The organism is Pseudooceanicola onchidii (genome assembly GCF_004959925.1).
In the GTDB taxonomy this organism is placed as follows: domain Bacteria; phylum Pseudomonadota; class Alphaproteobacteria; order Rhodobacterales; family Rhodobacteraceae; genus Pseudooceanicola; species Pseudooceanicola onchidii.
Genome location: NZ_SPUW01000001.1, coordinates 61,621 through 85,866, shown reverse-complemented (window position 1 = coordinate 85,866; position 24,246 = coordinate 61,621). Strand labels below are relative to the sequence as shown.

Annotated in this window: 26 protein-coding genes; 9 read left to right on the top strand and 17 right to left on the bottom strand. The window is 65.5% G+C overall.

The window, feature by feature from the left end:
- Positions 1-8: 8 nt before the first annotated feature.
- The 5 genes from E4S58_RS00390 to E4S58_RS00375 form a co-directional block, all read right to left on the bottom strand.
- The gene (locus tag E4S58_RS00390; protein WP_136634353.1) at positions 9-1,085 is read right to left on the bottom strand and encodes a branched-chain amino acid ABC transporter permease; all 1,077 of its coding nucleotides are present in this window, start codon (positions 1,083-1,085) and stop codon (positions 9-11) included.
- Positions 1,086-1,088: 3 nt separating this feature from the next.
- Positions 1,089-1,304: a hypothetical protein gene (locus E4S58_RS00385; protein ID WP_136634352.1), complete on the bottom strand. Its 216-nt coding sequence runs from the start codon at positions 1,302-1,304 to the stop codon at positions 1,089-1,091.
- Positions 1,301-1,468, bottom strand: a complete 168-nt coding sequence (locus E4S58_RS17805) for a hypothetical protein (RefSeq protein ID WP_169052564.1) — start codon at positions 1,466-1,468, stop codon at positions 1,301-1,303. The genes E4S58_RS00385 and E4S58_RS17805 overlap by 4 nt, the downstream gene beginning before the upstream one ends.
- Before the next feature lie 3 nt (positions 1,469-1,471).
- Positions 1,472-2,458, bottom strand: coding sequence for a branched-chain amino acid ABC transporter permease (locus E4S58_RS00380; protein ID WP_136634351.1), 987 nt, complete (start codon positions 2,456-2,458; stop codon positions 1,472-1,474).
- Positions 2,459-2,551: 93 nt separating this feature from the next.
- Positions 2,552-3,373, bottom strand: coding sequence for an ABC transporter ATP-binding protein (locus E4S58_RS00375; RefSeq protein WP_136634350.1), 822 nt, complete (start codon positions 3,371-3,373; stop codon positions 2,552-2,554).
- A gap of 172 nt (positions 3,374-3,545) precedes the next feature.
- Between E4S58_RS00375 and E4S58_RS00370 the strand changes: the two genes are divergently transcribed.
- Positions 3,546-4,262 (top strand): VPLPA-CTERM sorting domain-containing protein, encoded by a 717-nt coding sequence (locus E4S58_RS00370; protein ID WP_136634349.1) that lies wholly within the window; start codon positions 3,546-3,548, stop codon positions 4,260-4,262.
- 80 nt (positions 4,263-4,342) lie between these two features.
- Here the strand turns inward: E4S58_RS00370 and E4S58_RS00365 are convergent, their stop codons facing one another.
- Positions 4,343-6,316 carry an AMP-binding protein gene (locus E4S58_RS00365; RefSeq protein WP_136634348.1) on the bottom strand — a complete coding sequence of 658 codons (1,974 nt, stop codon included), beginning with the start codon at positions 6,314-6,316 and terminating at the stop codon, positions 4,343-4,345.
- Positions 6,317-6,601: 285 nt separating this feature from the next.
- On the opposite strand from E4S58_RS00365, the gene E4S58_RS00360 reads away from it, so the two are divergent.
- The 3 genes from E4S58_RS00360 to E4S58_RS00350 are packed head-to-tail and all read left to right on the top strand — an operon-like array spanning position 6,602 to position 9,749.
- Entirely contained in the window at positions 6,602-8,503 is a 1,902-nt protein-coding gene (locus E4S58_RS00360; protein ID WP_136634347.1) for a PAS-domain containing protein, read from the top strand.
- Complete coding sequence (locus E4S58_RS00355; RefSeq protein ID WP_136634346.1) at positions 8,500-9,204, top strand: response regulator transcription factor; 705 nt, start codon at positions 8,500-8,502, stop codon at positions 9,202-9,204. The genes E4S58_RS00360 and E4S58_RS00355 overlap by 4 nt, the downstream gene beginning before the upstream one ends.
- Positions 9,195-9,749 (top strand): hypothetical protein, encoded by a 555-nt coding sequence (locus E4S58_RS00350; RefSeq protein ID WP_136634345.1) that lies wholly within the window; start codon positions 9,195-9,197, stop codon positions 9,747-9,749. Before E4S58_RS00355 ends, E4S58_RS00350 begins: the two co-directional genes overlap by 10 nt.
- A 100-nt stretch (positions 9,750-9,849) precedes the next feature.
- Here E4S58_RS00350 and E4S58_RS00345 read toward each other — a convergent pair whose 3' ends face one another.
- The 4 genes from E4S58_RS00345 to E4S58_RS00330 form a co-directional block, all read right to left on the bottom strand.
- Complete coding sequence (locus E4S58_RS00345; protein WP_136634344.1) at positions 9,850-11,049, bottom strand: hydantoinase/carbamoylase family amidase; 1,200 nt, start codon at positions 11,047-11,049, stop codon at positions 9,850-9,852.
- A 75-nt stretch (positions 11,050-11,124) separates the two neighbouring features.
- On the bottom strand, positions 11,125-11,856 hold the full coding sequence (locus E4S58_RS00340) for an SDR family NAD(P)-dependent oxidoreductase (RefSeq protein WP_136634343.1): 732 nt from the start codon (positions 11,854-11,856) through the stop codon (positions 11,125-11,127).
- A 59-nt stretch (positions 11,857-11,915) separates the two neighbouring features.
- Positions 11,916-12,677, bottom strand: a complete 762-nt coding sequence (locus E4S58_RS00335; RefSeq protein WP_240789418.1) for a DUF1365 domain-containing protein — start codon at positions 12,675-12,677, stop codon at positions 11,916-11,918.
- A complete protein-coding gene (locus E4S58_RS00330) occupies positions 12,677-13,978 on the bottom strand; it encodes an NAD(P)/FAD-dependent oxidoreductase (RefSeq protein ID WP_136634342.1) in 1,302 nt (433 codons plus the stop codon). Before E4S58_RS00330 ends, E4S58_RS00335 begins: the two co-directional genes overlap by 1 nt.
- Positions 13,979-14,261: 283 nt before the next feature.
- Between E4S58_RS00330 and E4S58_RS00325 the strand changes: the two genes are divergently transcribed.
- Positions 14,262-14,768, top strand: a complete 507-nt coding sequence (locus E4S58_RS00325; protein WP_240789490.1) for a sigma-70 family RNA polymerase sigma factor — start codon at positions 14,262-14,264, stop codon at positions 14,766-14,768.
- Positions 14,769-14,772: 4 nt separating this feature from the next.
- A complete protein-coding gene (locus tag E4S58_RS00320; RefSeq protein WP_136634340.1) occupies positions 14,773-15,417 on the top strand; it encodes a ChrR family anti-sigma-E factor in 645 nt (214 codons plus the stop codon).
- A gap of 116 nt (positions 15,418-15,533) precedes the next feature.
- Here the strand turns inward: E4S58_RS00320 and E4S58_RS00315 are convergent, their stop codons facing one another.
- Positions 15,534-16,754, bottom strand: coding sequence for a DNA recombination protein RmuC (locus E4S58_RS00315; protein WP_136634339.1), 1,221 nt, complete (start codon positions 16,752-16,754; stop codon positions 15,534-15,536).
- Positions 16,751-18,664, bottom strand: a complete 1,914-nt coding sequence (gene mutL, locus E4S58_RS00310; RefSeq protein WP_136634338.1) for a DNA mismatch repair endonuclease MutL — start codon at positions 18,662-18,664, stop codon at positions 16,751-16,753. Before mutL ends, E4S58_RS00315 begins: the two co-directional genes overlap by 4 nt.
- A gap of 183 nt (positions 18,665-18,847) precedes the next feature.
- Between mutL and E4S58_RS00305 the strand changes: the two genes are divergently transcribed.
- From E4S58_RS00305 to E4S58_RS00295, 3 genes are read left to right on the top strand one after another with little or no spacing between them, the layout of a single operon-like run.
- Entirely contained in the window at positions 18,848-19,657 is an 810-nt protein-coding gene (locus E4S58_RS00305; protein ID WP_136634337.1) for a division plane positioning ATPase MipZ, read from the top strand.
- Between the two features lie 54 nt (positions 19,658-19,711).
- On the top strand, positions 19,712-20,233 hold the full coding sequence (locus E4S58_RS00300; RefSeq protein ID WP_240789417.1) for a DinB family protein: 522 nt from the start codon (positions 19,712-19,714) through the stop codon (positions 20,231-20,233).
- A 1-nt stretch (position 20,234) separates the two neighbouring features.
- Positions 20,235-20,504 carry a hypothetical protein gene (locus E4S58_RS00295; protein WP_136634336.1) on the top strand — a complete coding sequence of 90 codons (270 nt, stop codon included), beginning with the start codon at positions 20,235-20,237 and terminating at the stop codon, positions 20,502-20,504.
- A gap of 3 nt (positions 20,505-20,507) precedes the next feature.
- Here the strand turns inward: E4S58_RS00295 and E4S58_RS00290 are convergent, their stop codons facing one another.
- The 5 genes from E4S58_RS00290 to E4S58_RS00270 are packed head-to-tail and all read right to left on the bottom strand — an operon-like array spanning position 20,508 to position 24,225.
- Positions 20,508-21,257, bottom strand: a complete 750-nt coding sequence (locus E4S58_RS00290) for an SDR family NAD(P)-dependent oxidoreductase (RefSeq protein ID WP_136634335.1) — start codon at positions 21,255-21,257, stop codon at positions 20,508-20,510.
- A 19-nt stretch (positions 21,258-21,276) separates the two neighbouring features.
- Positions 21,277-21,918 (bottom strand): DUF1523 family protein, encoded by a 642-nt coding sequence (locus tag E4S58_RS00285; protein WP_136634334.1) that lies wholly within the window; start codon positions 21,916-21,918, stop codon positions 21,277-21,279.
- A gap of 11 nt (positions 21,919-21,929) precedes the next feature.
- On the bottom strand, positions 21,930-22,202 hold the full coding sequence (locus E4S58_RS00280) for a hypothetical protein (RefSeq protein WP_136634333.1): 273 nt from the start codon (positions 22,200-22,202) through the stop codon (positions 21,930-21,932).
- A 1-nt stretch (position 22,203) separates the two neighbouring features.
- Positions 22,204-23,598: a DUF6638 family protein gene (locus E4S58_RS00275; protein ID WP_136634332.1), complete on the bottom strand. Its 1,395-nt coding sequence runs from the start codon at positions 23,596-23,598 to the stop codon at positions 22,204-22,206.
- Complete coding sequence (locus tag E4S58_RS00270; RefSeq protein WP_136634331.1) at positions 23,599-24,225, bottom strand: hypothetical protein; 627 nt, start codon at positions 24,223-24,225, stop codon at positions 23,599-23,601. It abuts the gene before it with no gap.
- Positions 24,226-24,246: the final 21 nt, after the last annotated feature.

Genomic DNA, 24,246 nt, shown 5'->3' with positions numbered 1-24,246 from the left:
GCCCCGCCTTAGTGCGGGAAGGGCCAAAGCCTGAGTTTTTCCTTCGTCACGCGCCACAGCTGTGCCAGCCCATGCGGTTCGGCGATCAGGAAGACGATGATGAGCAAGCCGACGATCATCAGCTCAAGATGCGCGGCAAGGTCCGTGGGCCAGCCAAGCGTGCCGACCAGCAGGTTCTTCAGCAGCACCGGCAGCAGCACCAGGAAGGCCGCCCCGGCAAAGCTGCCGAAGATCGACCCGAGCCCGCCGATGATGATCATGAAGAGCACGAGGAACGACTTGTTGATGCCATAGACCTCGCCCACCTCGACCGCGCCAAGGTAGACGGCGAAGAACAGCGCACCTGCGATGCCGACAAAGAAGGACGACACGGCAAAGGCGGTCAGCTTGGACACCAGCGGGTTCACCCCGATGATTTCCGCCGCGATGTCCATGTCGCGGATCGCCATCCATTTGCGCCCCTGCGTGCCGCGCGTCAGGTTGCGCGCCAGGATGGCCGAGCCGACGGTGAAGACCAGGCAGAACAGGTAGACGGCCCAGGGTTCGGACGCAGGGCCCGAGATCGCGTGGCCGAACAGCGTGCGTTCCGGCGCGTTGATCTGGCCCGAGGCCGAATAGTTGTAGAACCACGGCACCCGGTTGAAGAGCCAGACCAGGAAGAACTGTGCCGCCAGCGTGGCCACCGCCAGGTAGAACCCCTTGATCCGCAGCGACGGCAGACCGAACAGCACGCCCACGATGGCAGTGATGCCGCCCGCGATGATGATGTGGAAGAACAGGTTCACATCCGGGAAGGACGTCATCAGCTTGTAGGTGGCATAGGCCCCCACGGCCATGAAGCCCCCGGTGCCAAGCGACACCTGCCCGCAATAGCCCACCAGGATGTTCAGCCCGATCGCCGCGATGGCGTAGATCAGGAAAGGCAGAAAGATCGCGTTGGCCCAGTAGTCGTTGATGAAGAAGGGCACGACGCAGAAGGCCACGAACAGCACGGCATAGTAGCGCCAGCGGTCGAACTTGATCGGGAAGGTCTGGTTGTCGTCGACGTAGCTTGTCTTGAAGTCGCCGGCTTCACGGTAGAACATGGATCAGACCTCTTGGCTCAGGGCCGGACGCGACACCAGAAGGTGCCCGATCCGGCAGATTTTCAGATAGCTGGACAGCCCCGTCGCAAGCGACACGAAGGCGATCAGGGCATAGGCCGACATCTGCAGTCCGTTCTCGGCCGGGGCGCTGAGCGCGAGGAAGCCGAAGATCCAGAAGGCCGACCAGGCAATGACGTTGGTGGTGGCAAGCGTCTTCAAAACCGCATCTCCGCCAGGGCCCGGTGCAAGGCGTCGCGCGCGGGGGTCGGGGTGTCCTGCGCGGTGCCCTCGGGCTTTGTGGACGCCGGGGGTGCCTGGCGGTCGCGGGCGTCACCTGACAGACCGACGGCGATGGCATGTGCTTCGGGAAAGGCCCAGATCATGGTTCAGACCCTCTCGATGATCTTCTCGCCGAACAGGCCCTGCGGCCGGAAGACGAGGAAGAGAAGCGCGAGGACATAGGCGAACCAGTTTTCGGTCGCACCGCCCACCATGGGGCCGATCGCGAATTCGAACAGCTTCTCGCCCACGCCGATGATCAGCCCGCCGACGATGGCACCGGGGATCGAGGTGAAGCCGCCCAGCATCAGCACCGGCAGCGCCTTGAGCGCGATCAGCGACAGCGAGAACTGCACGCCCGACTTGGCGCCCCACATGATGCCCGCGACCAGCGCGACAAAGCCCGCGATCGACCAGACCAGCACCCAGATGAAGTTGAGCGAGATGCCGACCGACAGCGCCGCCTGGTGGTCATCCGCCACAGCGCGCAGGGCGCGGCCCTGCTTGGTGTACTGGGAAAAGATCATCAGCGCGATCACGAGGATGGCGGCAATCACCGTCGCCCAGATGTCGAGGTTGTCGATGAAGAAGCCATAGCCGAAGATGTCATAGGTGACGGTGTCGATGACCCCGTTGATGCCCTGCGGCAGGCCCACGTCCAGCTTCTTGATGTCGGCGCCCCACATCAGGTCGCCCAGGCCTTCCATGAAGTAGGCCAGCCCGATGGTCGCCATGAACAGGATGATCGGCTCCTGGTTGACCAGGTGCTTCATGATCAGCGTGTTCACCAGCCAGGCCAGCACGACCATGACCCCCACCGTCAGGATGATGCCGACGAGGGCAGGCAGGTGCCAGCCAAAGTGATGCACCTCGGTCCCGAAGACGGCGTTGATCAGATGCGCGAAGGGCACCTGCCCTTCCATGATCCCCACCAGCGTCAGCGCGGCGAACAGCGCCATGACGCCCTGCGCGTAGTTGAAGATGCCGGAGGCCTTGTAGATCAGAACGAAGCCCAGGGCGACGAGGGCATAAAGCACCCCGGCCATGAGGCCGTTCAGAAAGACTTCCATTCCGAATAGAAGCTGGTCTGGCACTTCTATCTCCTCCCTTTGATCCCCGGGGTTCCGGTCTCCTCTCCCGGTTCCCCTCGGCGCTTTGGCGCGCCTTTATGCTGTGCGGCGCGCCCGTCAGTCGTGGGCGACACCGAGATAGGCGTCGATGACATCCTGGTTGCTGCGCACCTCGTCCGGCGTGCCGTCCCCGATCTTCTTGCCGTAGTCCATGACGACCACGCGGTCGCTCAGATCCATCACCACGCCCATGTCGTGTTCGATCAGCGCGATGGTGGTGCCGAATTCGTCGTTCACATCGAGGATGAAGCGGGACATGTCCTCTTTCTCCTCGACGTTCATGCCGGCCATGGGTTCGTCGAGCAGCAGAAGCGACGGTTCCGCCGCCAGCGCGCGGGCCAGTTCGACCCGCTTCTTCAGCCCGTAAGGCAGGCGGGCAACGGGGGTCTTGCGGATGTTCTGGATTTCCAGGAAGTCGATGACCTTCTCGACCACCTCGCGGTTCTCGACCTCTTCCCGTTCCGCCGCGCCCTTCCACAGGCCCTGCTGGAACATATTGGTCTTCATCTTGTTCAGACGGCCGGTCATCACGTTGTCCAGCACCGTCATCCCTTCGAACAGCGCGATGTTCTGGAACGTGCGGGCAATGCCCTGCCGCGCCACCTGGTAGGGTTTCATCTGCGGCCGCGGCTTGCCCTTGTACAGAACCTCGCCTTCCTGCGGCACGTAGAAGCCCGAGATGACGTTCAGCATCGAGGACTTGCCCGCCCCGTTCGGCCCGATGATCGCGCGGATCTCGCCCTCGCGGATGTCAAAGCTGATGTCCTTGATCGCCACCACGCCACCGAAGCGCAGGGTGATGTTCTTCATCTCCATCACGACGCCGCCGATCTTGCGGCCGTCCGCGGTGGTGTAGCCGTCCTGGGTCGCGTCAAGCATGGCGCCCTCCCTGCAGTTCCAAATTTTCTCGGTAAACCACTTCAAGTTCTTGCGATTTCGCATGGACCCGATGTCCGACCCGGCCCGTTGGCCTCACAGAGCCCAAGCCATTTCGGTTTGATTTCTGGAATCCGGCCGGTGTCGCGACGCTGGTCAAGACACGAGGATTACTATGTCCAAGACATTTCTCTACATCACCGCCGCCGCATCCGTGGTCGGCCTTGCAGGCCCCGCCAGCGCGCTGGTGATCGACGCTTTTGAAGACTACCAGTTCACCGAGGACACCGCCGGCGACGACGCGACGAGCGCCAGCGAACTCGACGGCATCAGCGTACTGGGCGGATCGCGTGACGTTGTATCCGTGAACGGCGGCGCCAACGTTCTGAGCGGCACGCAGTCCACCGTCGACAACGCCAACAGCGGCTATTTCAGCGTGTCCAACGCGTCGACGACCAGCGGCACCGGCACCCTGACCTATGACGGGGACGACAATGACGCGACCGGCGTCGACGCCTACGGTCTGGGCGGGCTCGACCTGACCGATGGCATGGTAGACAACGTCTTCGCCTTCGACATCATCGCGGCGGACCTGCCGTTCGATTACACGCTGACCGTGTGGGACGAGGACTCGTCCGACAGCTACATGGGCGTGATCCCGGGCGGCACTTTCGGCGGTTCGGAAATGATCGCGTTCTCGTCCTTCACCGGCATCGACTTCAGCAACGTCGGCGCGCTGCAGCTGTCCTTCGCGGGTACGCAGGCGAGCGATCTGTCGATCGACAACTTCCGCACCGCGGGCGACACCCCCGCCGTTCCGCTGCCGGCATCGCTGCCGCTGCTTCTGGCCGGCCTCGGTGGCGTCGCCGCCGTTGCACGCCGCAAGAAGTAAGACATCACGATCACCGAAACGCCCGTGCGCCGCGTCCCGTGGCGCGCGGGTTTTTCGTGTGTATGCCGCGTGGGACCGGATCATTCCGCTGCCACCTTCTGCGTCGTCACCGGCACGACCTTGGCGTCGCGGATCTTCAGCGTCGCGGCGATATAGCCCTTGCGGCCGTCCTCGTAGGTCACCTCGGTCCGGGTCGCGATTTCCTCGGATCCGTCGTAAAGCGCGGTGACCAGGTCGTGGAATTTCTCTTCGATGATGCGGCGGCGGACCTTGCGGGTGCGGGTCAACTCGCCATCGTCCGCGTCCAGTTCCTTGTGCAGGATCAGGAAGCGGTGGATCTGGCAGCCCGACAGCATCTCGTCCTCGGCGACGCTGGCGTTGACCTCCTCCACGTGGTGCTGGATCGTTTCCATCACCTGCGGATGGCCCGCCAGTTCCTGGTACGAGGAATAGGCGATGTTGTTGCGTTCGGCCCAGTTGCCCACGGCCGAGAGGTCGATGTTGATGAAGGCCACGCAGCGGTCGCGCCCGGCCCCAAAAACCACGGCTTCAAGGATGTTCGGGTAGAACTTCAGCTTGTTTTCCACGTACTTGGGCGCAAACATCGCACCATCGGCCATCTTGCCCACGTCCTTGGCGCGGTCGATGATCCGCAGGTGCCCGGTGTCGGGTTCAAAGAAACCCGCGTCGCCGGTCGCGACCCAGCCTTCGGCGTCCTTGGTCGAGGCCGTGCTTTCCGGGTTCTTGTAGTATTCCACGAAGACGCCGGGCGAACGGTAGAAGACCTCTCCGGTTTCCCCGATCTTCACCTCGACCCCCGGGGACGGCACGCCGACGGTATCCGCGCGGACCTCTCCATCGGGCTGCTGGGTGATGAACACGCCGGCCTCGGTCTGGCCGTACAGCTGTTTCAGATTGATGCCGAGCGAGCGGTAGAAGCTGAAGATCTCGGGCCCGATCGCTTCGCCCGCGGTGTAACCCAGCCGCACCCGGCTGAGGCCGAGCGTGTTCTTCAGCGGACCGTAGACGAACTTGTCGCCCAGCCAGTACTTGATGCGGTCACCCAGGCTGACCGGTTTGCCGTCCAGGATATCGCCGCCGACCTTGCGGGCGTGGGCCATGTAGCGGTCGAACAGCCACTTCTTGAAGCGGGTGCTGTCCTCCATCCGGATCATCACGGTGGTCAGCTGGGTTTCGAACACGCGGGGCGGGGCGAAATAATAGGTCGGCCCGATCTCGCGCAGGTCGGTCAGCAGCGTGGCCTCGCCTTCGGGGCAGTTCACGCAGAAGCCGCACCAGTAGGCCTGCCCGATCGAGAAGATGAAATCGCCCACCCAGGCCATCGGCAGGTAGGACAGGATTTCCTCTTTCTGGGTCAGGTTGTCGAACTTCGACGAGGCGATCGAGGTTTCGATGATGTTGCGGTTCGACAGCACGACGCCCTTGGGCTTGCCGGTCGTGCCCGAGGTATAGAGCATCACGCAGATGTCGTCGTAGGTGATCGCGGACTGGCGGCGGTCAAGCTCGGGGTTCAGCTCGTCGCGCAACCCGTGGCCGGTTTCCTGCACGTGGGCATAGTCATGCAACTGGCTGTGGTCGTATTTCCGCAGGCCCCGGGGATCGAGGTAGATCATGTGTTCGAACTGGCTCAGCCGGTCCTGAACCTCGATCACCTTGTCGACCTGTTCCTGATCCTCGACGATGATGAAGCGCGCGCCGCAGTGATCGAGCACATAGGCCATCTCTTCAGCGGCGCTGTCCTGATACAGCGGCACGGGCACGGCGCCGACCATCTGGGCGGCGACCATCGACCAATACAGCTGCGGACGGTTGGTGCCGATGATGGCGACGAAATCGCCCTTGTTGACGCCCAGGTTGATCAGGCCGCGCGCAAGGTTGCGGATTTCGGTGCGGGTCTGCGACCAGCTGGTGGTCTGCCAGATGCCGAATTGCTTTTCGCGATAGGCGGGTTTCGTGCCGTAGGTCTCGGCGTTGCGGTCCAGCAGGGCTGGCAGCGACACGAACTTACCCGCGTCCCGGGACGCAGATGCCATAGATGTTCCTCCCCATTTCCGGCGTCTCCTCACACCGGTCCGCGCCTGTCGCGCGAATCCCCCCATTCAGGGCGTTACCCAAGGGTTCACGCCGAACCTTTTCGGCATCATTTCCGAAATGTAACGAATTGTAACAGTTCATCTGCGCGCGCCGATTGGCGGTCACATCATCGGGACCAGCAGGCCGGCTGGATTGGGCGCGGGTGCCCCGCCCTGTCCAGTCCGCCGCTTTTCCGTGCCGCATCCGGGTGCTAGACCTGCGGGCAGACCGACCGGAGGGGGCCGATGGATTTCAACGCACGGGACGCGCTGACGCGGGCGGGCCTGAACCTGATCCAGCAGGCCCTGTCGATCTATGACGACGACCTGCGGCTGGTGCTGTGCAACCGCCAGTTCCGCGAAATGTTTTCGCTGCCCACCACGCTGACCCGCACCGGCGCCTCGTTCGAGGAAACCATCCGCCATCTCGTGACCTCGGGCGAATACGGGCCGGTGGATGACATCGACACCGCCACCGCCGAACGGGTCGAACAGGCCCGCACCTTCCAGCCGCATTACTTCGAACGGCCCCGCGCCAACGGCCGGGTGATTTCCGTCGAAGGGGCGCCGCTGCCGCAGGGGGGCTGGGTGACGGTCTATACCGACATCACCGACATCAAGCGGCAAGAGGAACTGCTGCGGTCACGATCCGCGGAACTGTCGGGCCAGCTGCTGGCCCATGCCGAAGACCTGGCCGCCGCCAACCGCAAGCTGCAGGCGACCAATGCCGCGCTGGAAGAGGCGCGCGGAGAGCTGACGCAGATGGAGGCCCGCATCCGCCTGACGACCGAGATGATGCCGGCGCATATCGCCCATATCTCGCCCGCCGGGGTCTATACCTATTCGAACCGGCGGCTGGCCTCGATCATGCCGGGGCGGGCGACGAACATCCTTGGCATGCACATGGCCGACGTGCTGGGGGCGCAGGCCTATTCGGCGGTGAAACCCTATGTGCAGGGGGCCTATGCCGGGCGCAATGCCACGTTCGAGTTCACCGATGAACTGTCCTCGCGCCGGATCCGCACCGCGCTGACGCCGGATGGCGAGGGCGGGTGCTATATCATGTCGATGGACGTGACCGAGGAAACGCAGACCCGCTCGGCCCTGGCGCAATCGCGCCGTCGCCAACTGGCCGCGCAGGTCACCAGCGGCATGGCGCATGACTTTTCCAACCTGCTGACCATCATCCTCGGCACCCAGTCGCAGCTTGAGCGCATGGACATGGGCGATGACGCCCGCGCCCTGATCCGCGCCACCGTCACCGCCGCCCGACGCGGCGGAGAGCTGCTGAACGGGCTGGCCAACATGACCGCCGACCGGCAGCCTTCGCCGGTCGTGGTGGATCTGTCGGCTTTCCTGTCGGATCTGGCCACTCTGGCCCGCCCGACCCTGGGCGAGGTCACGCTCGAGATCGCGGATCAGACCGATGGCGCGCGGATCATGCTGGACGTGGCGATGCTGCAGGACAGCCTGCTGAACCTGATCCTGAACGCCCGCGACGCCGTCGGCGACCGGGGCCGGATCACCATCAGCGTGCGCAACCTGCAGGACACCTGGCTTGAGATCACCGTGCGCGACGATGGCCCCGGGTTCTCCGAGGCCGCGTTGACCCATGCGCTGGATCCGTTCTTCACCACCAAGGGCGACGCCGGCACCGGGCTGGGCCTGTCCACCGTCTATGACATCATCCAGACGCTTGGCGGGCGGATGAAGGTCGGCAACGCGCCTGGCGGCGGCGGAGAGGTCACGTTGCTGCAACCCTGGCGTCCGGCGCAGATGGCGGCCACCCCGGGCCTTGCGCTGGTGGTCGAAGACAGTCCCGACCTGCGCCAGACCGTGCGCGGGATGCTGCGCGACGCGGGCTATGCCGTGATCGAGGCCGCCAGCGTCGAAGAGGCGCGCGACCTGGTGCGCGAGGTGCCCGGGCTGACGCTGATCCTCAGCGATATCAGCCTAGAAGGCACGCTGACCGGCATCGACCTTTTCGACAGCCTCCCGCCCGAGGCGCCACCGTGCTACCTGATGACCTCGCTCAGGGCCGATCACACGCTGCACGTCGCTGCCGCGCAGCGCACGCCGGTCCTGCGCAAACCCTTTGCGGCGGCCACGCTGACCCACCTTCTGCAGACCGGAGCCCTGCCGACATGACCGACGCCCCCCTGGTCACCATCCTTGATGACGAACCCGAAATCCGGACGATGCTGAGCGCGGCGCTGGAAGACGCGGGCTATCGCACCATGGGGTTTTCGCGCGCCACCGAATTCGAAGCCGCGCTGCAATCGGTGACGCCGGACCTCTGCCTGCTGGACCTGTCGCTGCCCGACCGCGACGGGCTGACGCTGATCCACCGGCTGGCGCTGGAAAAGGGCGCGACGGTCGTCATCATCTCGGGTCGGGCGCAGGTGCAGGACCGGGTGACGGGGCTTGAGCTGGGGGCGGACGACTACATCATCAAGCCCTTCGATCCGGCCGAGGTCGTGGCGCGGGTACGGGCCCGGCTGCGACGCGACAAGCCATCGGCGGCCGCGACGCAGGAAGCACGGTTCAACGGCTGGACAGCGCATTTCGACCGCTTCGTGCTGGAAGACAGCGCGGGGGTCGAGGTGCCGTTTTCCCATGCCGAGGGCGAGGTGCTGCGCCTGTTCCTCGAACGGCCCAAGCGGCTGATTTCGCGGGCCGTGATGCAAGAGGCGCTTGGCGGCGCGGCGGGCGAAAGCTTTGACCGGGCGATGGACGTGCGGATTTCGCGGCTGCGGACCAAGCTGCGCGAGGATCCGAAAAACCCCCGCCTGATCAAGACGATCTACGGCGCGGGCTATATCTTTCTGGGGGACGTGAAATGGAGCTGACGCATTTCGTTCTGGTCACCGGGCCACAGGCGGGCGCGGCGGCGGTGCTGGACACCGCGCAGGCGTTGCGGGATGCAGGCGCGCTGGTGACCCAGCCGATGGCCGATGCGCTGCCCGACTCCGCGCCACCCGGCCTGCAGGACTGGGCGCTGTCGCTGCTGCCCGCCATCCCGCGCAGCCCCGCCCCGATCGTCGTGGGTTTCGGCGCAGGCGCGGTGCTGGCGGCCTGGCTGGCGCCGCAGGTCGGGGCCGTGGGGTTGATCCTGACCGATTGCGACCTGCCCCCGGACAGCGGCACCACCGGGCCGGGCTGGCCCGAAGGCAAAGGCCCCGCCGACTGGCAGGGCGATCAGCTGGACCTGCCGCCGCGCGACGACATGCCGACCGGGTATCTCAAGCTGTCACCGGGGTTCGACGCGGCTGCGGCGGCAGCACGGGCCCGTGGCTGGCCGGTCGAAGAGATCGAAGGCACCCGGCTTCAGGCCGCAATGCTGGGCACGGAAACCGCCGGGGCGCTGATGGCCGTGGCGGGGGCGTTCGATTAAGGACCGCGCCGCTTCCGGCCACTGTCTCGCGCCCTGCGGCACGCCGGGCAGCGGCCGACCACCCCCATGGGCGGCCGCTATCACCTGTCCTGACAGGCTCTCACCGCCCCATATGCTCGGCCGCCTGGGCCAGGATGCGCAACCCGGTCACCAGATCCTCTTCTGCCGTGTCTTCCTCGAAGGCATGGCTGATGCCGTTGATCGACGGCACGAACAGCATCGCCACGGGCATGTGCGCCGCCACCGATGTCGCGTCGTGCAGCGCGCCGGATGGCATCCGCCGCCAGCGGCCCGGCGCGATCTCCTCGGCTGCCGATTCCAATGCGGCGCGGAAGCCCGGGTCCATCGGCACCGGATCCAGCGCCAGCATGTCCGAGGTCGCGGCGCTCAGCCCCAGCTCTTCCGCCGTTTCTGCCACCGCTTCGCGGATGATCTCCTCCATCCGGGCCAGCCGGTCGGCATCGCCGTCGCGCCACTGCATCGAAAAACTGCACCGCCCCGGCACGATCGAATGCGACCCGGGGTGGAGGTCGACATGTCCGGTGGTCCAGACGGTTTCCGGCGTCACCACGTTGCGGAAGCGGTCCATGATCTTCTGCTGATAGGCCAGCATCCCGCGATAGGCATCGCGGCGCAGGTGCATGGGCGTGGTGCCCGCGTGGTTCTGTTCCCCGCTGAAGGTGATGCGCATGTCGCGGATGCCGACGATCGAGGTGACGATCCCCGCCGCCTCGCCCGCCTTGTCCAGCCACGGACCCTGTTCGATGTGGCATTCCAGGAAGCCGCTGAACCGCGCGGGATCGACGAAATTGCCCGCCATGTCGGCCATGCGCGCCCGCGCCTCGGCGAAGGTCACGCCGGTGGTGTCGGTCAGGCGGTCGGCGTCGTCCAGAGAGGTGAAGCCGCCCCAGACGCGGCTGCCGGTGGTGACGCCGAACCGCCCTTCTTCGTCCTGGAAGGACACGGCGGAAATCGGCACCCCGGCTTCGGCCCCGGCCCGGGCCAGCTCCAGCCCGCAGATGACGCCAAGCGCGCCGTCAAGCCAGCCGCCCTCGGGCTGGGTGTCGGAATGCGACCCCACCAGCAGCGACGTGCCCTCGGCCAGCCCGAAGACCGACCCCACGGGATCGACATGGGCGGTCAGGCCCGCATCGGTGAACTGGTCGGCCAGCCAGCGGCGCGCGGCGATGTCGGTGTCGGTGAAGGCCCGGCGCACAACGCCCTTGCCGACGCCCGAGGCCCCGATGCTGCGCAGGTGGTGCAAGTCGGCAAGAAACCGGTCGGGATTGACGGGAAGCATGGCGGTCCTTTCGGGGGTGGTTCGGCCGCAGGCTATCCACCGCGCGCCGAAGGTCAACCGCCCGCCAGCAGCGCCCTAGCCGAACAGGCGGAAATAGAGCCACCCGGGCAGGAACCGCGCGCCCCGGAACACCAGCGAGAACCACGTCGGGAAGGCGCGGGCGAAGCTGTCTGAATTCATGTGTTCGAACGTGATCCGCGCGGCCTCTTCCGGCTCCATGATGCCGGGCATGCGGAAGTCGTTCTTGTCGGTCAGCCGGGTGCGGATGTAGCCGGGGTTGATCAGCTGCACCTTGATGCCCGACCCCTGCAGGTCGCAGCGCAGGCTTTCCGCCAGCGCCATGATCCCCGCCTTGGTCGCGACATAGGGCGCGGCACCGGGCAGGCCGCCATAGGCCGTCAGCGACCCGGTCAGCATGATGTGCCCATGGCCCTGCGCCTTGAACTTGGGCAGAACGGCCCCGATCGTACGCATGGCCCCGCCAAAGTTCACGTCGGCCATGGTTTCAGCCTGATCGGCATTCCAGTCGTCAGCCCCGAACGGCCAATAGACACCGGCAAGAAAGATGACGCCGTCGATCTCTCCGACCTCGTCAGCGGCGGCGCGCAGGGCCTTGGCGTCGGTGACATCGACGGGCAGGACGCGGGCCACGCCCGGCAGATCCTGCGCGACCTCGGCCAGCTTGTCCTCGCTGCGGGCCGACAGGATGACGGTGACGCCGACCTTGCTCAGCTGTTTTGCAAGCGCCGCGCCCAGCCCGTCGCTGGCCCCGATCAGCCAATAGGTCTTGCCCTGCCAGTCCGTCATGAAATTCTCCTGTCTGCCGGTCATCCGACCAACGTGCCCGCCGGTGGCGCGGTTCCGGCCTAGCGCGTCACTTCGTGCCGGGGCGCGGCGGGGCGGGTGCGATAGCGCGCGCCCTTCCACCACAGTTTCAGCGCCTGCCAGTGGATCAGCGCCAGCACCCGCAGCGGCCCGAAGGGGCGGCGGACAAAGGCACGCAGCAGGGCGCGGTTGGTCATCGGCGCCAGATGCCCGGTCAGGGTGGCGATCACGCCGCCGCCGTTGCGGTCATAGTCGATGCGGATGCCCACCCGATCGTCGGTGATGTTGAAGCGGAACCGATACCCGCCCTCCTGCGGCTGGAACGGAGAGACATGCATCAGCTTGCCGGCCGTCAGTTCGTCGTCGCGGGTGATCGGCGCCAGGTCATCGCGGTGGCAGAGGTAGGAATGCCGGTCACCAAAGGTGTTGGTGACCTCGGCGATGACGCAATAAAGCGCGCCCGCGCGGTCTTCGCACAGCCAGAAGGACACCGGGTTGAAATCGAAGCCCAGCAGACGCGGCTGGGTCAGCAGACGGATGCGGGCGGGGGCAGGCAGGGCATGGCCGCGCATCACGTCGCGCACCCAGGCGGCCCCGCGCCCCTGCCCCGGCATCCCGCCATGATCGGTATCGCGCACCACGGCAAAGCCGCGCCGGTTGCGGGTGAACAGGGCGGGCCCCCTGGCGCCCCCTTCGGCATCGATCAGCACGTAATCCACGCCGTAGCGAAAGGCGTTCTCGATCGCACCCTTGCGGCCGTGCCAGCTGTGGCCGGACATCAGAAGGGGACGGGCGTTCCCCATCACTCGGCCGCCACGGGCAGATCGCGCTGCGCCAGGCGCAGGGCCTCGACCACGTCAACGGCACTGGCCAGCCCGTCTTCGTGGAAGCCGTTCTTCATCCAGGCGCCGCAATACCAGGTGTGGTTCGCGCCGTTCAGCCGTCGCATGTCCGACTGGGCGGCCAGCGCACCCAGATCATAGACCGGATGGCGCAGGGTGACCTGGTCATAGATCTTGGCCGGGTCGATCCGACGGGTCGCGTTCAGCGTCACGAACATCGGGTCGTCCTTGGGGATCGGCTGCAGGCGGTTCATCCAGTAGGTCAGGTCGATGCTGTCGCCCACCCGGCCCTCGGCCTCGCGATAGTTCCAGGACGCCCAGGCGTGACGACTGCGGGGCATGACTGCGTCGTCGCTATGCAGCACGACGTCATTGGGCTGATAGCGGATCGCGCCAAGGGCCGCCTGTTCATCCACCGTCGGGTCCAGCAGCAGGCCCAGGCTGTCGTCGGAATGCGTGGCCAGCACCACCTCGTCATAGCTTTCCCAGCCGTGACCCTCGGTCTTGACCTCTGGGCCGGTCAGCGTCCGGCGGACACCCTGCACCGGGCAGCCGGTCCGGATCTCGACCCCCGACGCGCGCAGCGCGGCCTCGACCCGTTGCACGTATTGCACCGACCCGCCCTGCACGGTGTGCCACTGGTGCTGGCCGGTGTGGTGCAGCAGCGCGTGGTTTTCGAAAAACTGCATCATCGCATGGGCCGGGAAGTCTAGGATGCGGTCCTTGGGGGTCGACCAGATCGCGCCCGACAGCGGCAGCAGATAGTAATCGCGGAACCAGACCCCGGTGCCAAGGGCATCCAGCAGGCCGCGGATGGTCATCCCCGGTTGCTTCGAGGTCGCCAGCGCCGAGGCGTTGAACTTCATCACGTCGCGCAGCATCCCGATGAACCGGGGGTTCGCGGCGTTGCGCAACTGGGCAAAGACGGCGCGCAGGTTCGACAAGCCGTACTCCATCCGGCCACCCCGGACCGAGGCGCCAAAGCTCATGTCGGACTTGGTGACCGGCACGTCGAGCTTGTCGAACAGGTCGGTCAGCAGCGGATAGTTGGCATAGTTGAAGACGATGAACCCGGTGTCGACCGGCTGATCGCCCCGCTTCCCCGCCACCACGGTGCGCGCATGACCGCCCAGCCGCGGCGCGGCCTCGATCAGGGTGACGTGGTTGCCCTCGGACAAGAGTCGCGCGGCGCCAAGGCCTGAGATGCCCCCGCCGATGACGGCAATGCGGCGGGGGGGTAGGTCGGTGGCTTCGAAGGGCATATGGGACGGGCCTTTTGCATGATGTCATAGGCAGATACGGGGGCCGACGGCGATCGGATGCATGCGGGCGCGAAAAAATCTGCGGAAACCGGAAAAAAGTGTCGATCCCGGTGATCCACCCCAGATCCAGCATCGTAGACAGGGCATGTTGCAGCAGGTGACCCAGCCACGGCAAAGCCCCTCGTCCGGTCCGCCGCCTCGTGTTAGGCAGGAAGGACCGAGGAAGGACAGCGCACGCTTGGCACCCGCACCGCAGACAGACACCGCCCCCTTCGTGGCCGACATGATCCTGATACGGGACCATCGCGACCGGCAGGCCTTTGCCCGGCTGTTCGCGCATTTCGCGCCACGGGTGAAGGGGTTCCTGATGAAATCGGGAACCGAGGCCGGGGTGGCCGAGGATTGCGCGCAGGACGTCATGGTGACGGTCTGGAACAAGGCGCATCTGTTCGACCCGTCACGCGCCAGCGTGGCGACATGGGTCTTCACCATCGCGCGGAACCGCCGGATCGACCTGGCGCGGCGCGATCGAAGACCCGAGCCGGAGGATCTTGGGTGGGGACCCGAGCCCGAGGCCGCGCAGGACGACACTGTCGTGCTGCAACAGGAGACGGAGCAGCTGGCCGAGGCACTGGCCTCGCTGCCCGACCGCCAGCGGGAGCTGATCGAGAAGTGCTACTTCGGCGACCTCTCCCACAGGGAAATAGCTGACGTGACGGGCCTTCCGCTCGGCACGATCAAATCGAGGATACGGCTGGCGCTGGACAAGCTGCGCCATGCCATGGGGTGACGGAATGACGATCAAGCATCACCTGACGGAAAATCTGTTGATGGGCTACGCGGCGGGCACCCTGCCCGAGGCCTTCAACCTCGTGGTCGCATCGCATGTGTCGATGTGCGACACCTGCCGCGCCGCGCTGGAAAGCTACGAGGCGCTTGGCGGTGCCGTTCTGGAAAGCCGGGGCGTCGACCTGGCCGACGACGGGCTGGCCGCCTGCCTTGCACGCCTTGACGACGCGCCCGTGGCCGACCGCCCCGCGCCCGTGCGGCCCGTGCCGGGCGCCCTGCCCGCGCCCCTGCGCGACTATATCGGCGGCGACATCGACGCGATCCGCTGGCGGCCCGTGGGCGGCGGCGTGAAACAGGCGATCCTGCCGACATCCGACGCGGCCTCGGCCCGGTTGCTGTTCATCCCCGCCGGTGCCGCCGTGCCCGACCACGGCCATCGCGGGATGGAGCTGACGATGGTCCTGCAAGGTGCCTTCGCCGACGAGACCGACCATTTCGGCCGCGGCGACGTGGAAATCGCCGACGAGGAGCTTGAGCATACCCCCGTCGCCGACATCGGCGCCGACTGCATCTGCCTTGCCGCCACCGACGCGCCGCTGCGCTTCCGGTCGCTGATCCCGCGGCTGCTGCAACCGTTCCTCAAGATCTGATCGGGGCGCGGTGCGTGCGAGCACGCACCCTACAGGCGGCGCAACCGTCCCCTCTCCCCTCGGGAGAGAGGGCCAGGGAGAGGGGCCCCGCCGCACGCCAGCTCACCCCCCGCTTCTCATGATCCCTGCGTCAGCTGCGCCAAGGGCGCTTCCCCGTCCGGCGCCAGTTCCTCGAAATCGAAATTGTCCAGCTTTGCCGCCCGCTTGCCCGCACGTTCGGCGGCGATGCCGATGCCTTCGACATCCCGTCGGGCCTGATCGAAATGCGTGTCCAGCTTCTGCACCCGCTCGACCACGATTTCGACGTCCCGGTGCAGCTGCCGCAGCATGTTGCGGATCGCACCCGCCTGTTCGCGCATCCGCGCGTCCTTGAGGATCGCCCGCATCGTGTTCAGCGTGGCCATGCAGGTCGTGGGCGACACGATCCAGACCCGGGCATTGAACCCTTCGCGCACGATGTCGGCGAAATTCGCGTGCAGCTCGGCATAGACGGCTTCCGAGGGCAGGAACATCAACGCGCCGTCGGCGGTCTCTCCGTCCAGGATGTACTTCTCGGAAATCGCCTTGATATGCGCACGGACCGAGGTGCGGAAGGCCTGCGCCGCCGCCTTCAGCTCGGCCTCTGACCCGGCGTTGCGCAGTGCCTCATAGGCCTCGAGCGGGAACTTGGCGTCGATGACGATCGGCCCCGGCGGGTTGGGCAGGTGGATCAGGCAGTCGGCGCGCCGCCCGTTCGACAGCGTTGCCTGCAGCGAATAGCTGTCCTTGGGCAGGGCCTTGGACACGATGTCGTTCAGCTGGATTTCCCCGAAGGCGCCGCGCGTCTGCTTGTTCGACAGGATGTCCTGCAGCGACAGCACGTCGCCCGACAGCTTGGTGATGTTTTCCTGCGCCTTGTCGATGGTGGCCAACCGCGCCTGCAGTTCGGTCAGCGACTTGGTGGTCTTCTCGGACCCGCCGCGCAGCTGTTCGTTCATCCGCTCCTGCATCTCGGACAGGGACCGCGCGGTCTTCATCGCGTTCTCGTGCAGCCGGTCGGTCATCTGTTGCTGCACCGCCGCCAGCCGCGTCTCCATCGATTGCAGAACCTGCGCCTGCGCCGTCGCCTGCGCGTTCGAGACCGAGGTCAGCCCCCCGGTCAGCTGTTCCTGCCCGCGCCCCAGCCCTTCGACCGCGCGGCCCATCTGGTCCATCTGGTAGATCAGCGGCTCGGTCGCGCGCGCGGCCTGACCGACACCACGCAGGGCGGCGATCAGCAGCACGACGATCAGCAGGCCAAGGGCCAGGCCACCCAGAAGGGCCAGGGTCATTGGGTCATTGAGGTCAAGCGTCGTCATGTGCGTCCGAAAAGCCGTTCGATATCAGTCAGTTTCAATTCGACATAGGTGGGCCGCCCGTGGTTGCACTGCCCCGACAGCGGGGTCGCCTCCATCTCGCGCAGCAGGGCGTTCATTTCCTCGACCCGCATGCGGCGACCGGACCGGATCGACCCGTGACAGGCGACCCGGCTGAGGATCGCGTCGATCCGCGCCTTGAGCGTTGCGCTGTCGCCTGCTTCGGCCAGTTCGTCGAGGATGTCGAGAACCAGCGCCTTGGCGTCGACCTTCCCCAGGATCGCCGGAGTTTCGCGCACCGCCACGGCCGATCCGCCAAAGGGTTCGATGGTCAGGCCAAGGGCGCGCAGGTCTTCGGCGAAGTCCTCAAGCCGGGCGCAGTCGCCCGCCGACAGTTCGATGATCTCTGGTATCAGCAGGGCCTGCGCGGCGACCCCATGGTCGGCCATCTGGGCCTTGAGCTTTTCGTAGACCAGCCGTTCGTGCGCCGCGTGCTGGTCGACCAGCACCATGCCGCGATCGGTCTGCGCGACGATGTAGTTTTCATGCACCTGCGCCCGCGCGGCCCCAAGCGGAAAGCTTTCCAGCCGGGGGGCTTCGGGCGCGCGGTCTTCGACCACCTCGGGCTCGTAGCGGGCCGAAGGTTGGTCGGCAAACCCTTCGAATGTCTGCGGGGTGCTCTGCGGCGCGGGGCTGGACTGATCGGTCCAATCACTAGCCGGGGCCTGACCCTGATAGGACATGGCCCGCGCCACCGCCGAGGGGCGGTCCATCTGGTACACCCGCGCACCCGTCGCTGCTGGACCGATCGGTTCAGCGCGCATCGCCCCAAGGGTCGCCCCCGCCACGGTCGAGGACGCGCGGTGCCCCGCTTCGGCCAGCGCGTGGCGCAGGCCCGACACGATCAGCCCGCGCGCGGTGGCGGGATCGCGAAACCGCACTTCGGATTTCGCAGGATGCACGTTCACGTCGACCAGCGTCGGATCGCAGTCGATGAACAGCGCCGCGGCGGGGTGACGGTCACGGCTCAGCACGTCCATGTAGGCCGCGCGCAAGGCCCCGGTCAGCAGCTTGTCACGGACCGGCCGGCCGTTCACGAACAGGAACTGCGCCACCGCCGCGCCGCGCGAATAGGTCGGCAGGGCGGCATAGCCGGTCATGTGCAGCCCCTCGCGTTCGGCGTCTATGCGCAGCGAATTCTCGGCGAACTCGCGCCCCAGGATCGACGCAAGCCGACCGTGCAGCGCATCGAACATGTCGCCGGATTCGGGGTCGGCGCGGAAGACCACGCGCCCCTCGCCGCCGCCCGTCGCATCGCGCAGGGTGAAGCCAACGTAGGGTTCGGCCATGGCCAGTCGCTTGACGATGTCGGTGACCGCCTGCCCCTCGGCCCGGTCGGTGCGCAGGAACTTCAGCCGCGCGGGCGTGGCGTAGAACAGATCGCGCAGTTCGACCACGGTGCCGGTCGTGAGGGCGGCGGGGCGCACCGGTTCGATCCGTCCGCCGCTGACCGCGATTTCGGCCGCCGCCGCGCCTGCCACGCGCGAGGTGATGCGCAAACGACCGACCGCGCCAAGTGACGGCAGCGCCTCACCCCGGAAGCCGAAGGTGTGGATGTTCAGCAGGTCCGAGCCGTCGATCTTCGATGTCGCATGGCGCGACAGGGCCAGCGGCAGGGCGTCTTCGTCGATCCCGCAGCCATCGTCCTTGACCCGGATCAGGCCCTTGCCGCCCTCGGCAATCGTGATCTCGATCCGCATGGCGCCGGCGTCCAGCGCGTTTTCCACCAGTTCCTTCACGGCCGAGGCCGGGCGTTCCACGACCTCACCGGCGGCAATCCGGTTGATCGCGGCCTCATCCAGCTGGCGGATGACGGGGCGTGTATCGCTTATATTGGGGTCAGGGCGCATCATGGCCCCAGACCTAGCATGCCCCCCGCGATTCGACCATGGGCGACGGGGCTACGCGACGCAGATCGGCAACGATACAGGCTCTAATGCGGGTCAAAGCGGCCATCCCCCTTTCCTTGCGGGGCATCACAACATATAGTTTCGGCAACGATCGACCGGTCAACAACCGGCAAAGGGGATACGGGCATGGCGCATATCATTGTCGTCGGAAACGAAAAGGGCGGCGCGGGGAAATCCACGGTGTCGATGCACGTCGCAACGGCGCTGGCGCGGATGGGTCACAAGATCGCCACGCTGGACCTGGACCTGCGCCAGAAGACACTGGGCCGCTATGTCGAAAACCGCCACCGCTACCTTGCCAAAGAGGGGGTGGAGCTTCCTTCACCCGATTACATCGACCTCCCCGAGATCGACAAATCGCAGCTTCAGGCTGGCGAAAACCCCTATGACCACCGCCTCTCTGCCGCCGTGTCGCAGCTTGAGGCCGAGGCCGACTTCATCCTGATCGACTGCCCCGGATCGCACACCCGCCTTTCGCAGGTGGCGCATTCGCTGGCCGATACGCTGATCACCCCGCTCAACGACAGCTTCATCGACTTCGACCTTCTGGCGCATATCGACAACGACGGCGAACGCATCCTCGGCCCGTCCGTCTATTCGGAAATGGTCTGGAACGCGCGGCAGCTGCGGGCGCAGGCCGGGCTCAAGCCGATCGACTGGATCGTGCTGCGCAACCGCATGGGCGCGCAGCAGATGGTCAACAAGGCCAAGATGGAAAAGGCGATCGAGAAGCTGTCCAAGCGGATCGGCTTCCGTGTTGCGCCCGGCTTCAACGAACGGGTGATCTTCCGCGAACTGTTCCCGCGTGGCCTGACGCTGCTGGATCTCAAGGATATCGGCGTCACGCAGCTGAACATCTCGAACGTCGCCGCGCGGCAGGAACTGCGCGAGATGATCAAGGCCCTGAACCTGCCCGGCGTCTCGGTGAAATTCTGACATGGCGCGTGGGGCCCGAAATATCGCGGCCCCCCTCCTGACGGAGGCCACCCGATGACTCCGTACCGCGAGATGGCGCTCAACAATGCGTGGTCCAACGCGACGCTCTATGCCGCGCTGTCGGGCCTCGACACCGCCGCCTTCACAGCGCCGCGCCCTGGGTTCTTTGCGTCGCTGACCGAGACGATGAACCACATCTACGCCGTCGATCTTTATTACATCGACGCGCTCGAGGAAGCCGGGCTGGGCCGATCGGTCTACAACCGGGCGCGGGTCGATGATGTCCCGACCCTGGCCGCGCTTCAGGCCGAGGCGGATCTGCGGCTGGCGCGGTTCTGCACAGGACTAAGCGAGACGGACCTGACCCGCACCGTCACCACCGCCCGCGGCGACGCCCCCGGGGCTGCCGAGCGGGTGGAATGGCTGCTGCTGCACCTCTTCCAGCACCAGGTGCATCATCGCGGGCAGGCACATGTGCAGCTGTCGCACGCGGGCATCGCGCCACCACAACTTGATGAATTCTTTCTTGATTACGACCGCGCCCCCACGGCGCACCCCTATTGGACGGAGACCTGAGATGAATCCCACGGTCATTTTCGTGCTTGTCGCACAAACAGTCTTGTTCCTCGCCTGGGCCTTTGTCGCCTTTCGCAGCCTGATCCGGCTGAACGGCATCGCGACCGAACGCCGCCTGGCCGAAGGCAACGGCCCTGTCGGCATGTCGCACACCATCGCCACCTTCGGGGATTTCGCCCGCGGCAAGGTGCTGCGCCACGACCGCAACATGCTGGCCCTGCTCACCCTGGCGCTGTTCGCCAGCATGGCCATCCGCGCCAGCTTTGCCTGAGGTCTAGCGCCGCAGCGCGGGCAGGCCGACCCCGGTGCTTTCGAACCCGCCGTCGGCGGCGATGCACTGGCCGGTCACATAGCTGGCCTTGTCGGAACAGAGAAAGGCGATGACCTCTCCGATCTCCTGCTCGGATCCATAGCGGTTCAGCGGGATCGCGTCGTGATAGGCATCGATGATCTCCTGGCTGTGGACGGCCATGGCCAGCTTGGTGCGCACAGGACCGGGGCAGACCGCGTTGGACCGCACGCCCCATTCGCCCCATTCCGCCGCCTGCTGCTGCGTCAGGTGGATCACCCCGGCCTTCGAGGTGCCATAGGCCACCCGCAGGGTCGAGGCCCTGAGTCCCGAGATCGAGGCGATGTTCACGATCGCCCCCTTCACCGCCTTCAGCGCCGGGGCCAGCGCCTGCGAGCAAAGGAAGACCCCGTCCAGGTTGGTCGACATCACCCGCCGCCAGGTCGCGAAATCACAGTCGTCGATCGGGCCGAATTCGGCGACGCCCGCGTTGTTGACCAGCGCATGCACCTCGCCCAGGCCCGCCGTGGCTTCGCCCGCCATGCGCGCCACCGCGTCGGGGTCCGACACGTCGCAGAGGATCGGGATGACGTTGTCGCGCTGCCCGGCGACGCGGGCCAGTTCGTCCGCGTCGCGGTCGACCATGGCCACCCGGCGCCCTTCGGCCAGGAAGATGTCGGTGGTGGCAAGGCCAATGCCTCGCGCGGCCCCGGTGACGATGGCTGTGGTCCTCATGCGCTCCTCCCGCCCAGGCTCAGCGGCGCCAGGTGGCGAACCAGCGGCTCAGCCGCCCACGCCGTTCCCGTGCCCCGTCGGTGAAGTCGTCCCAGCTTTCGTCGACGCTGTCGACCATCGGATCGATGCGCCGTTCGCGAAACCGGATCCAGCGCACGCGGATCGCCCAGAAGATCGCGAACAGGATCAGAAGGATGATGATGTTCAGCCAGGGGATGATCGTCTGGTCGGGATCCGCCACCTGTTTCACCGCGATGGCATTGGGGAAGACCGTCCAGAATTCGATCCGCCAGCCGTAATGGGTGACCATGACCCACTTGGGATTTTCCGAGGTCGACCGCAGGTCCGCCGCCTGGGTCTGCAGGTTCGAGGTGTCGAACTTGAAATAGGGCGGCCAGCCCCAGCCGGTGTCCTCGTTGCGATAGACCAGCGGCTTGCCGTTCTTCTTGATCGTCTGGATGAAGAAAACGTCCCGGTTGATCGTGCCGGTCGCGTTGCCGGTGTCTTCCTTGGCCCAGAAGATCGAATTTTCCCCGAAATCCACCCGTTTTTCATAGGTGTCCGACACGCGCACGATGTCGTGCTGCGGCAGGGTGTAATGCAGGAAGGCAATGACGATCAGGGCAATCACGCCCCAGAAGGTCCATTTGATATAGCGCATGCGGTCCGGCCTCAGGTGTAGTTCACAACGTAGATGATATAGGCGATCACGGCGACGGGGACTATGTAGACCAGCAGAATAAGTTTGCGACGAAAGCTGTCGTCGTAATCCTCAAGCCCCCGTTTCACGTAAAGTTCGCGGTCGTCGCCGTATTCGCGGTCGCCGTCGTCCCAGGCCGCGCGCAGCTTGCCCTTGCGCACCTGTCGCGACCACAGCGAGACCGAGACATAGACCACCGTCAACCCGACGAAAAGAATGAGGAAAAGCCGTGCCAGTCCCAGCATTCTAGTTCCTTTCCTTCAGCACCGCGCCCCAGGGTCCGACCCGCGCGATCATGTCGTCACCCTTGCGCGTCCACGGCCCTTCGGCCGGTGCGGCCTTGGCCGCGGGAGGCGGCGGCGGCGCGGGCGGTTCCATCCCCGCCTCGTGACCGAAGAGTGCCCGCCGCGTGCCCGCCTTGTCCACCGCGTATTCGGTCGCCAGGAAGTCGGCGACATAGCTTTTCTTGGTCTCGGACCAGCCCGCATAAAGCCTGTAGAACAGCTCCTTGTGGCAGATGAACAGCTGCCGCACGTCCTTGGGCGTCAGTTCGGCCAGCAGCATGTTCACCAGGTCCGCATCGGCGTGGTTGGCGGCGCGCAGGGTGTAGAAATAGGCCGGGTGATCGCTGGTGATCTTGGGCCATTTGCCCCCGTCCTCGGCCCAGGCGACCAGTTCGCGCAGGGCGTGGTATTCTTCGGGCAGGGCGTCGGCATGGCGCCGCGCCAGCAGGCGGATGTCGCGCCGGGTCGCCCCGGTCAGGTCCATGTTCACGTCCTGCGCCGCATCCACGACGATGAAGTCCATCTTCTGCCGCAGGATCGCGCTGGCATCGATGCCGCGCGCCTTCACGATCGGCTCGACCAGGTCGTTGTGATCCAGGAACCGCGCGATGGCGTTGCGTTCGACCTTGGCCATCACCCGCCCCAGCCCCGCATGTTCCAGCGCCAGCGCATCGCCGGTGATCACCGCGGGCCCCGGGTCGCGGAATAGGTACGTGCCGCCGAAATGCGCCGTCCAGAAGTTCTCCTGTTCGAAAGTCATCTTCTTCAGCCGTACCGGGTTGCGCGTCACGTCGCCGGTCTTCTTCGCGGTCTCGATCATCTCGGCGATCAGCACGTCGTCGAACCAGCCGTCCTCCTCTTGCAGGAACCTGTCCGACAGCTGCCCCAGCTTTTCCGCATCGCGCACCAGCCCGGTGGTCGTGTCGACCTCGATCTCGATCTTGCGGATATCGCCCAGCCGGTCGGGTTTCGTGACCGAGAAGACGGAATTCAGCAGCTCTCCGGCCACCGCATCGCGGGCGGTCAGGGCAAACAGCTGCGCCTCGTTCGCCTCGATGAACTGCCGGAGGATATGGCGCGAGGTCGAGAAGCTGGCGTTCAGCAGGGGCGCGGTCTTTTGCGCCGTCGTCAGCAGAATGAACTGCCGGTTGCAGCCGTTTTCGTTGAGGTAGAGCGGGTCGTCCAGCTCATCCCCCACCTCGGGCGAAAAGCCGGAGATGTCGATGTGGAAATCGGTGAGTTCGGTCTGTTTGCCGGTCAGGTGTTTGAGCGCGCGGTTATAGCGGTCAACCAGTGCGGGGGAGTTGACCGGGATGAGGTTGCCGAACATGAGGCCGAGGCGGATGAGGCGGTTCATTTATATCTTCCGCATGAGTAGTGCTTTGAAATCTTGAAAAGCGTCGTCGATTTCCCAGCGGATAGCATTTGTTTCCTCCAAATCGTCAAACAACTGTGCTTCAACCCCGCTCAACTTTTCCCAAAGGAGATCTAATTTATCACTGACTTCGGTATTCCCTTTCGACAGCACTTCGCTTTCTCGGTCGATCTGCCCCTGCAAAATCGAATACTGAATTATTAAATTTATGATTTTGTCGGAGACTGCGCGTATCGGTTTGAATGCTTCTAATGGATGGCTTTTCCAACGAAGCTCGGCTTCCAATACGAGCGTTTCAAGCAGATCGCGGGAACCCATCGAATAACGCCACCTTTCGAAAAGCACTCTTCGAAAAGTTTCGTAGTGAGACTGCTTCAAGTCTGTTGTCTCGCGCTCAGCGTAAGTCAAGCCAGGTGACCTGATTGCGTGGAGAGAGCTTCTGTACCGAAACAACTCTTTTGCCAGTTCCCTTGCAAAGTCGGAGTCTTTGTCTCGCCTCCAAGAGTCCAGGCCTTTATGTGCGGTGTGTGCACCCCACATAGCTGCAGCACCAGCGAGCAGAGTACCTGCCGCGATCAACAAGTCGGGCGTTTCAGGCAACTCATACATTTCCTACCGGCTCCTCAGTTA

Excerpts from the sequence above, each read along its gene's own strand:
- E4S58_RS00340 (WP_136634343.1), bottom strand. The coding sequence starts at position 11,856 with ATGACGGACTGGCAGGGCAAGACCTATTGGCTGATCGGGGCCAGCGAC.
- E4S58_RS00335 (WP_240789418.1), bottom strand. The coding sequence starts at position 12,677 with ATGGGGAACGCCCGTCCCCTTCTGATGTCCGGCCACAGCTGGCACGGC.
- E4S58_RS00280 (WP_136634333.1), bottom strand. The coding sequence starts at position 22,202 with ATGCTGGGACTGGCACGGCTTTTCCTCATTCTTTTCGTCGGGTTGACG.
- E4S58_RS00295 (WP_136634336.1), top strand. The coding sequence starts at position 20,235 with ATGAATCCCACGGTCATTTTCGTGCTTGTCGCACAAACAGTCTTGTTC.
- E4S58_RS00290 (WP_136634335.1), bottom strand. The coding sequence starts at position 21,257 with ATGAGGACCACAGCCATCGTCACCGGGGCCGCGCGAGGCATTGGCCTT.
- E4S58_RS00330 (WP_136634342.1), bottom strand. The coding sequence starts at position 13,978 with ATGCCCTTCGAAGCCACCGACCTACCCCCCCGCCGCATTGCCGTCATC.
- E4S58_RS00300 (WP_240789417.1), top strand. The coding sequence starts at position 19,712 with ATGACTCCGTACCGCGAGATGGCGCTCAACAATGCGTGGTCCAACGCG.
- E4S58_RS00375 (WP_136634350.1), bottom strand. The coding sequence starts at position 3,373 with ATGCTTGACGCGACCCAGGACGGCTACACCACCGCGGACGGCCGCAAG.
- E4S58_RS00315 (WP_136634339.1), bottom strand. The coding sequence starts at position 16,754 with ATGACGACGCTTGACCTCAATGACCCAATGACCCTGGCCCTTCTGGGT.
- E4S58_RS00285 (WP_136634334.1), bottom strand. The coding sequence starts at position 21,918 with ATGCGCTATATCAAATGGACCTTCTGGGGCGTGATTGCCCTGATCGTC.
- E4S58_RS00305 (WP_136634337.1), top strand. The coding sequence starts at position 18,848 with ATGGCGCATATCATTGTCGTCGGAAACGAAAAGGGCGGCGCGGGGAAA.
- E4S58_RS00390 (WP_136634353.1), bottom strand. The coding sequence starts at position 1,085 with ATGTTCTACCGTGAAGCCGGCGACTTCAAGACAAGCTACGTCGACGAC.
- E4S58_RS00345 (WP_136634344.1), bottom strand. The coding sequence starts at position 11,049 with ATGCTTCCCGTCAATCCCGACCGGTTTCTTGCCGACTTGCACCACCTG.
- E4S58_RS00360 (WP_136634347.1), top strand. The coding sequence starts at position 6,602 with ATGGATTTCAACGCACGGGACGCGCTGACGCGGGCGGGCCTGAACCTG.
- E4S58_RS00270 (WP_136634331.1), bottom strand. The coding sequence starts at position 24,225 with ATGTATGAGTTGCCTGAAACGCCCGACTTGTTGATCGCGGCAGGTACT.
- mutL (WP_136634338.1), bottom strand. The coding sequence starts at position 18,664 with ATGATGCGCCCTGACCCCAATATAAGCGATACACGCCCCGTCATCCGC.
- E4S58_RS00320 (WP_136634340.1), top strand. The coding sequence starts at position 14,773 with ATGACGATCAAGCATCACCTGACGGAAAATCTGTTGATGGGCTACGCG.
- E4S58_RS17805 (WP_169052564.1), bottom strand. The coding sequence starts at position 1,468 with ATGATCTGGGCCTTTCCCGAAGCACATGCCATCGCCGTCGGTCTGTCA.
- E4S58_RS00370 (WP_136634349.1), top strand. The coding sequence starts at position 3,546 with ATGTCCAAGACATTTCTCTACATCACCGCCGCCGCATCCGTGGTCGGC.
- E4S58_RS00355 (WP_136634346.1), top strand. The coding sequence starts at position 8,500 with ATGACCGACGCCCCCCTGGTCACCATCCTTGATGACGAACCCGAAATC.
- E4S58_RS00325 (WP_240789490.1), top strand. The coding sequence starts at position 14,262 with ATGATCCTGATACGGGACCATCGCGACCGGCAGGCCTTTGCCCGGCTG.
- E4S58_RS00350 (WP_136634345.1), top strand. The coding sequence starts at position 9,195 with ATGGAGCTGACGCATTTCGTTCTGGTCACCGGGCCACAGGCGGGCGCG.
- E4S58_RS00365 (WP_136634348.1), bottom strand. The coding sequence starts at position 6,316 with ATGGCATCTGCGTCCCGGGACGCGGGTAAGTTCGTGTCGCTGCCAGCC.
- E4S58_RS00275 (WP_136634332.1), bottom strand. The coding sequence starts at position 23,598 with ATGAACCGCCTCATCCGCCTCGGCCTCATGTTCGGCAACCTCATCCCG.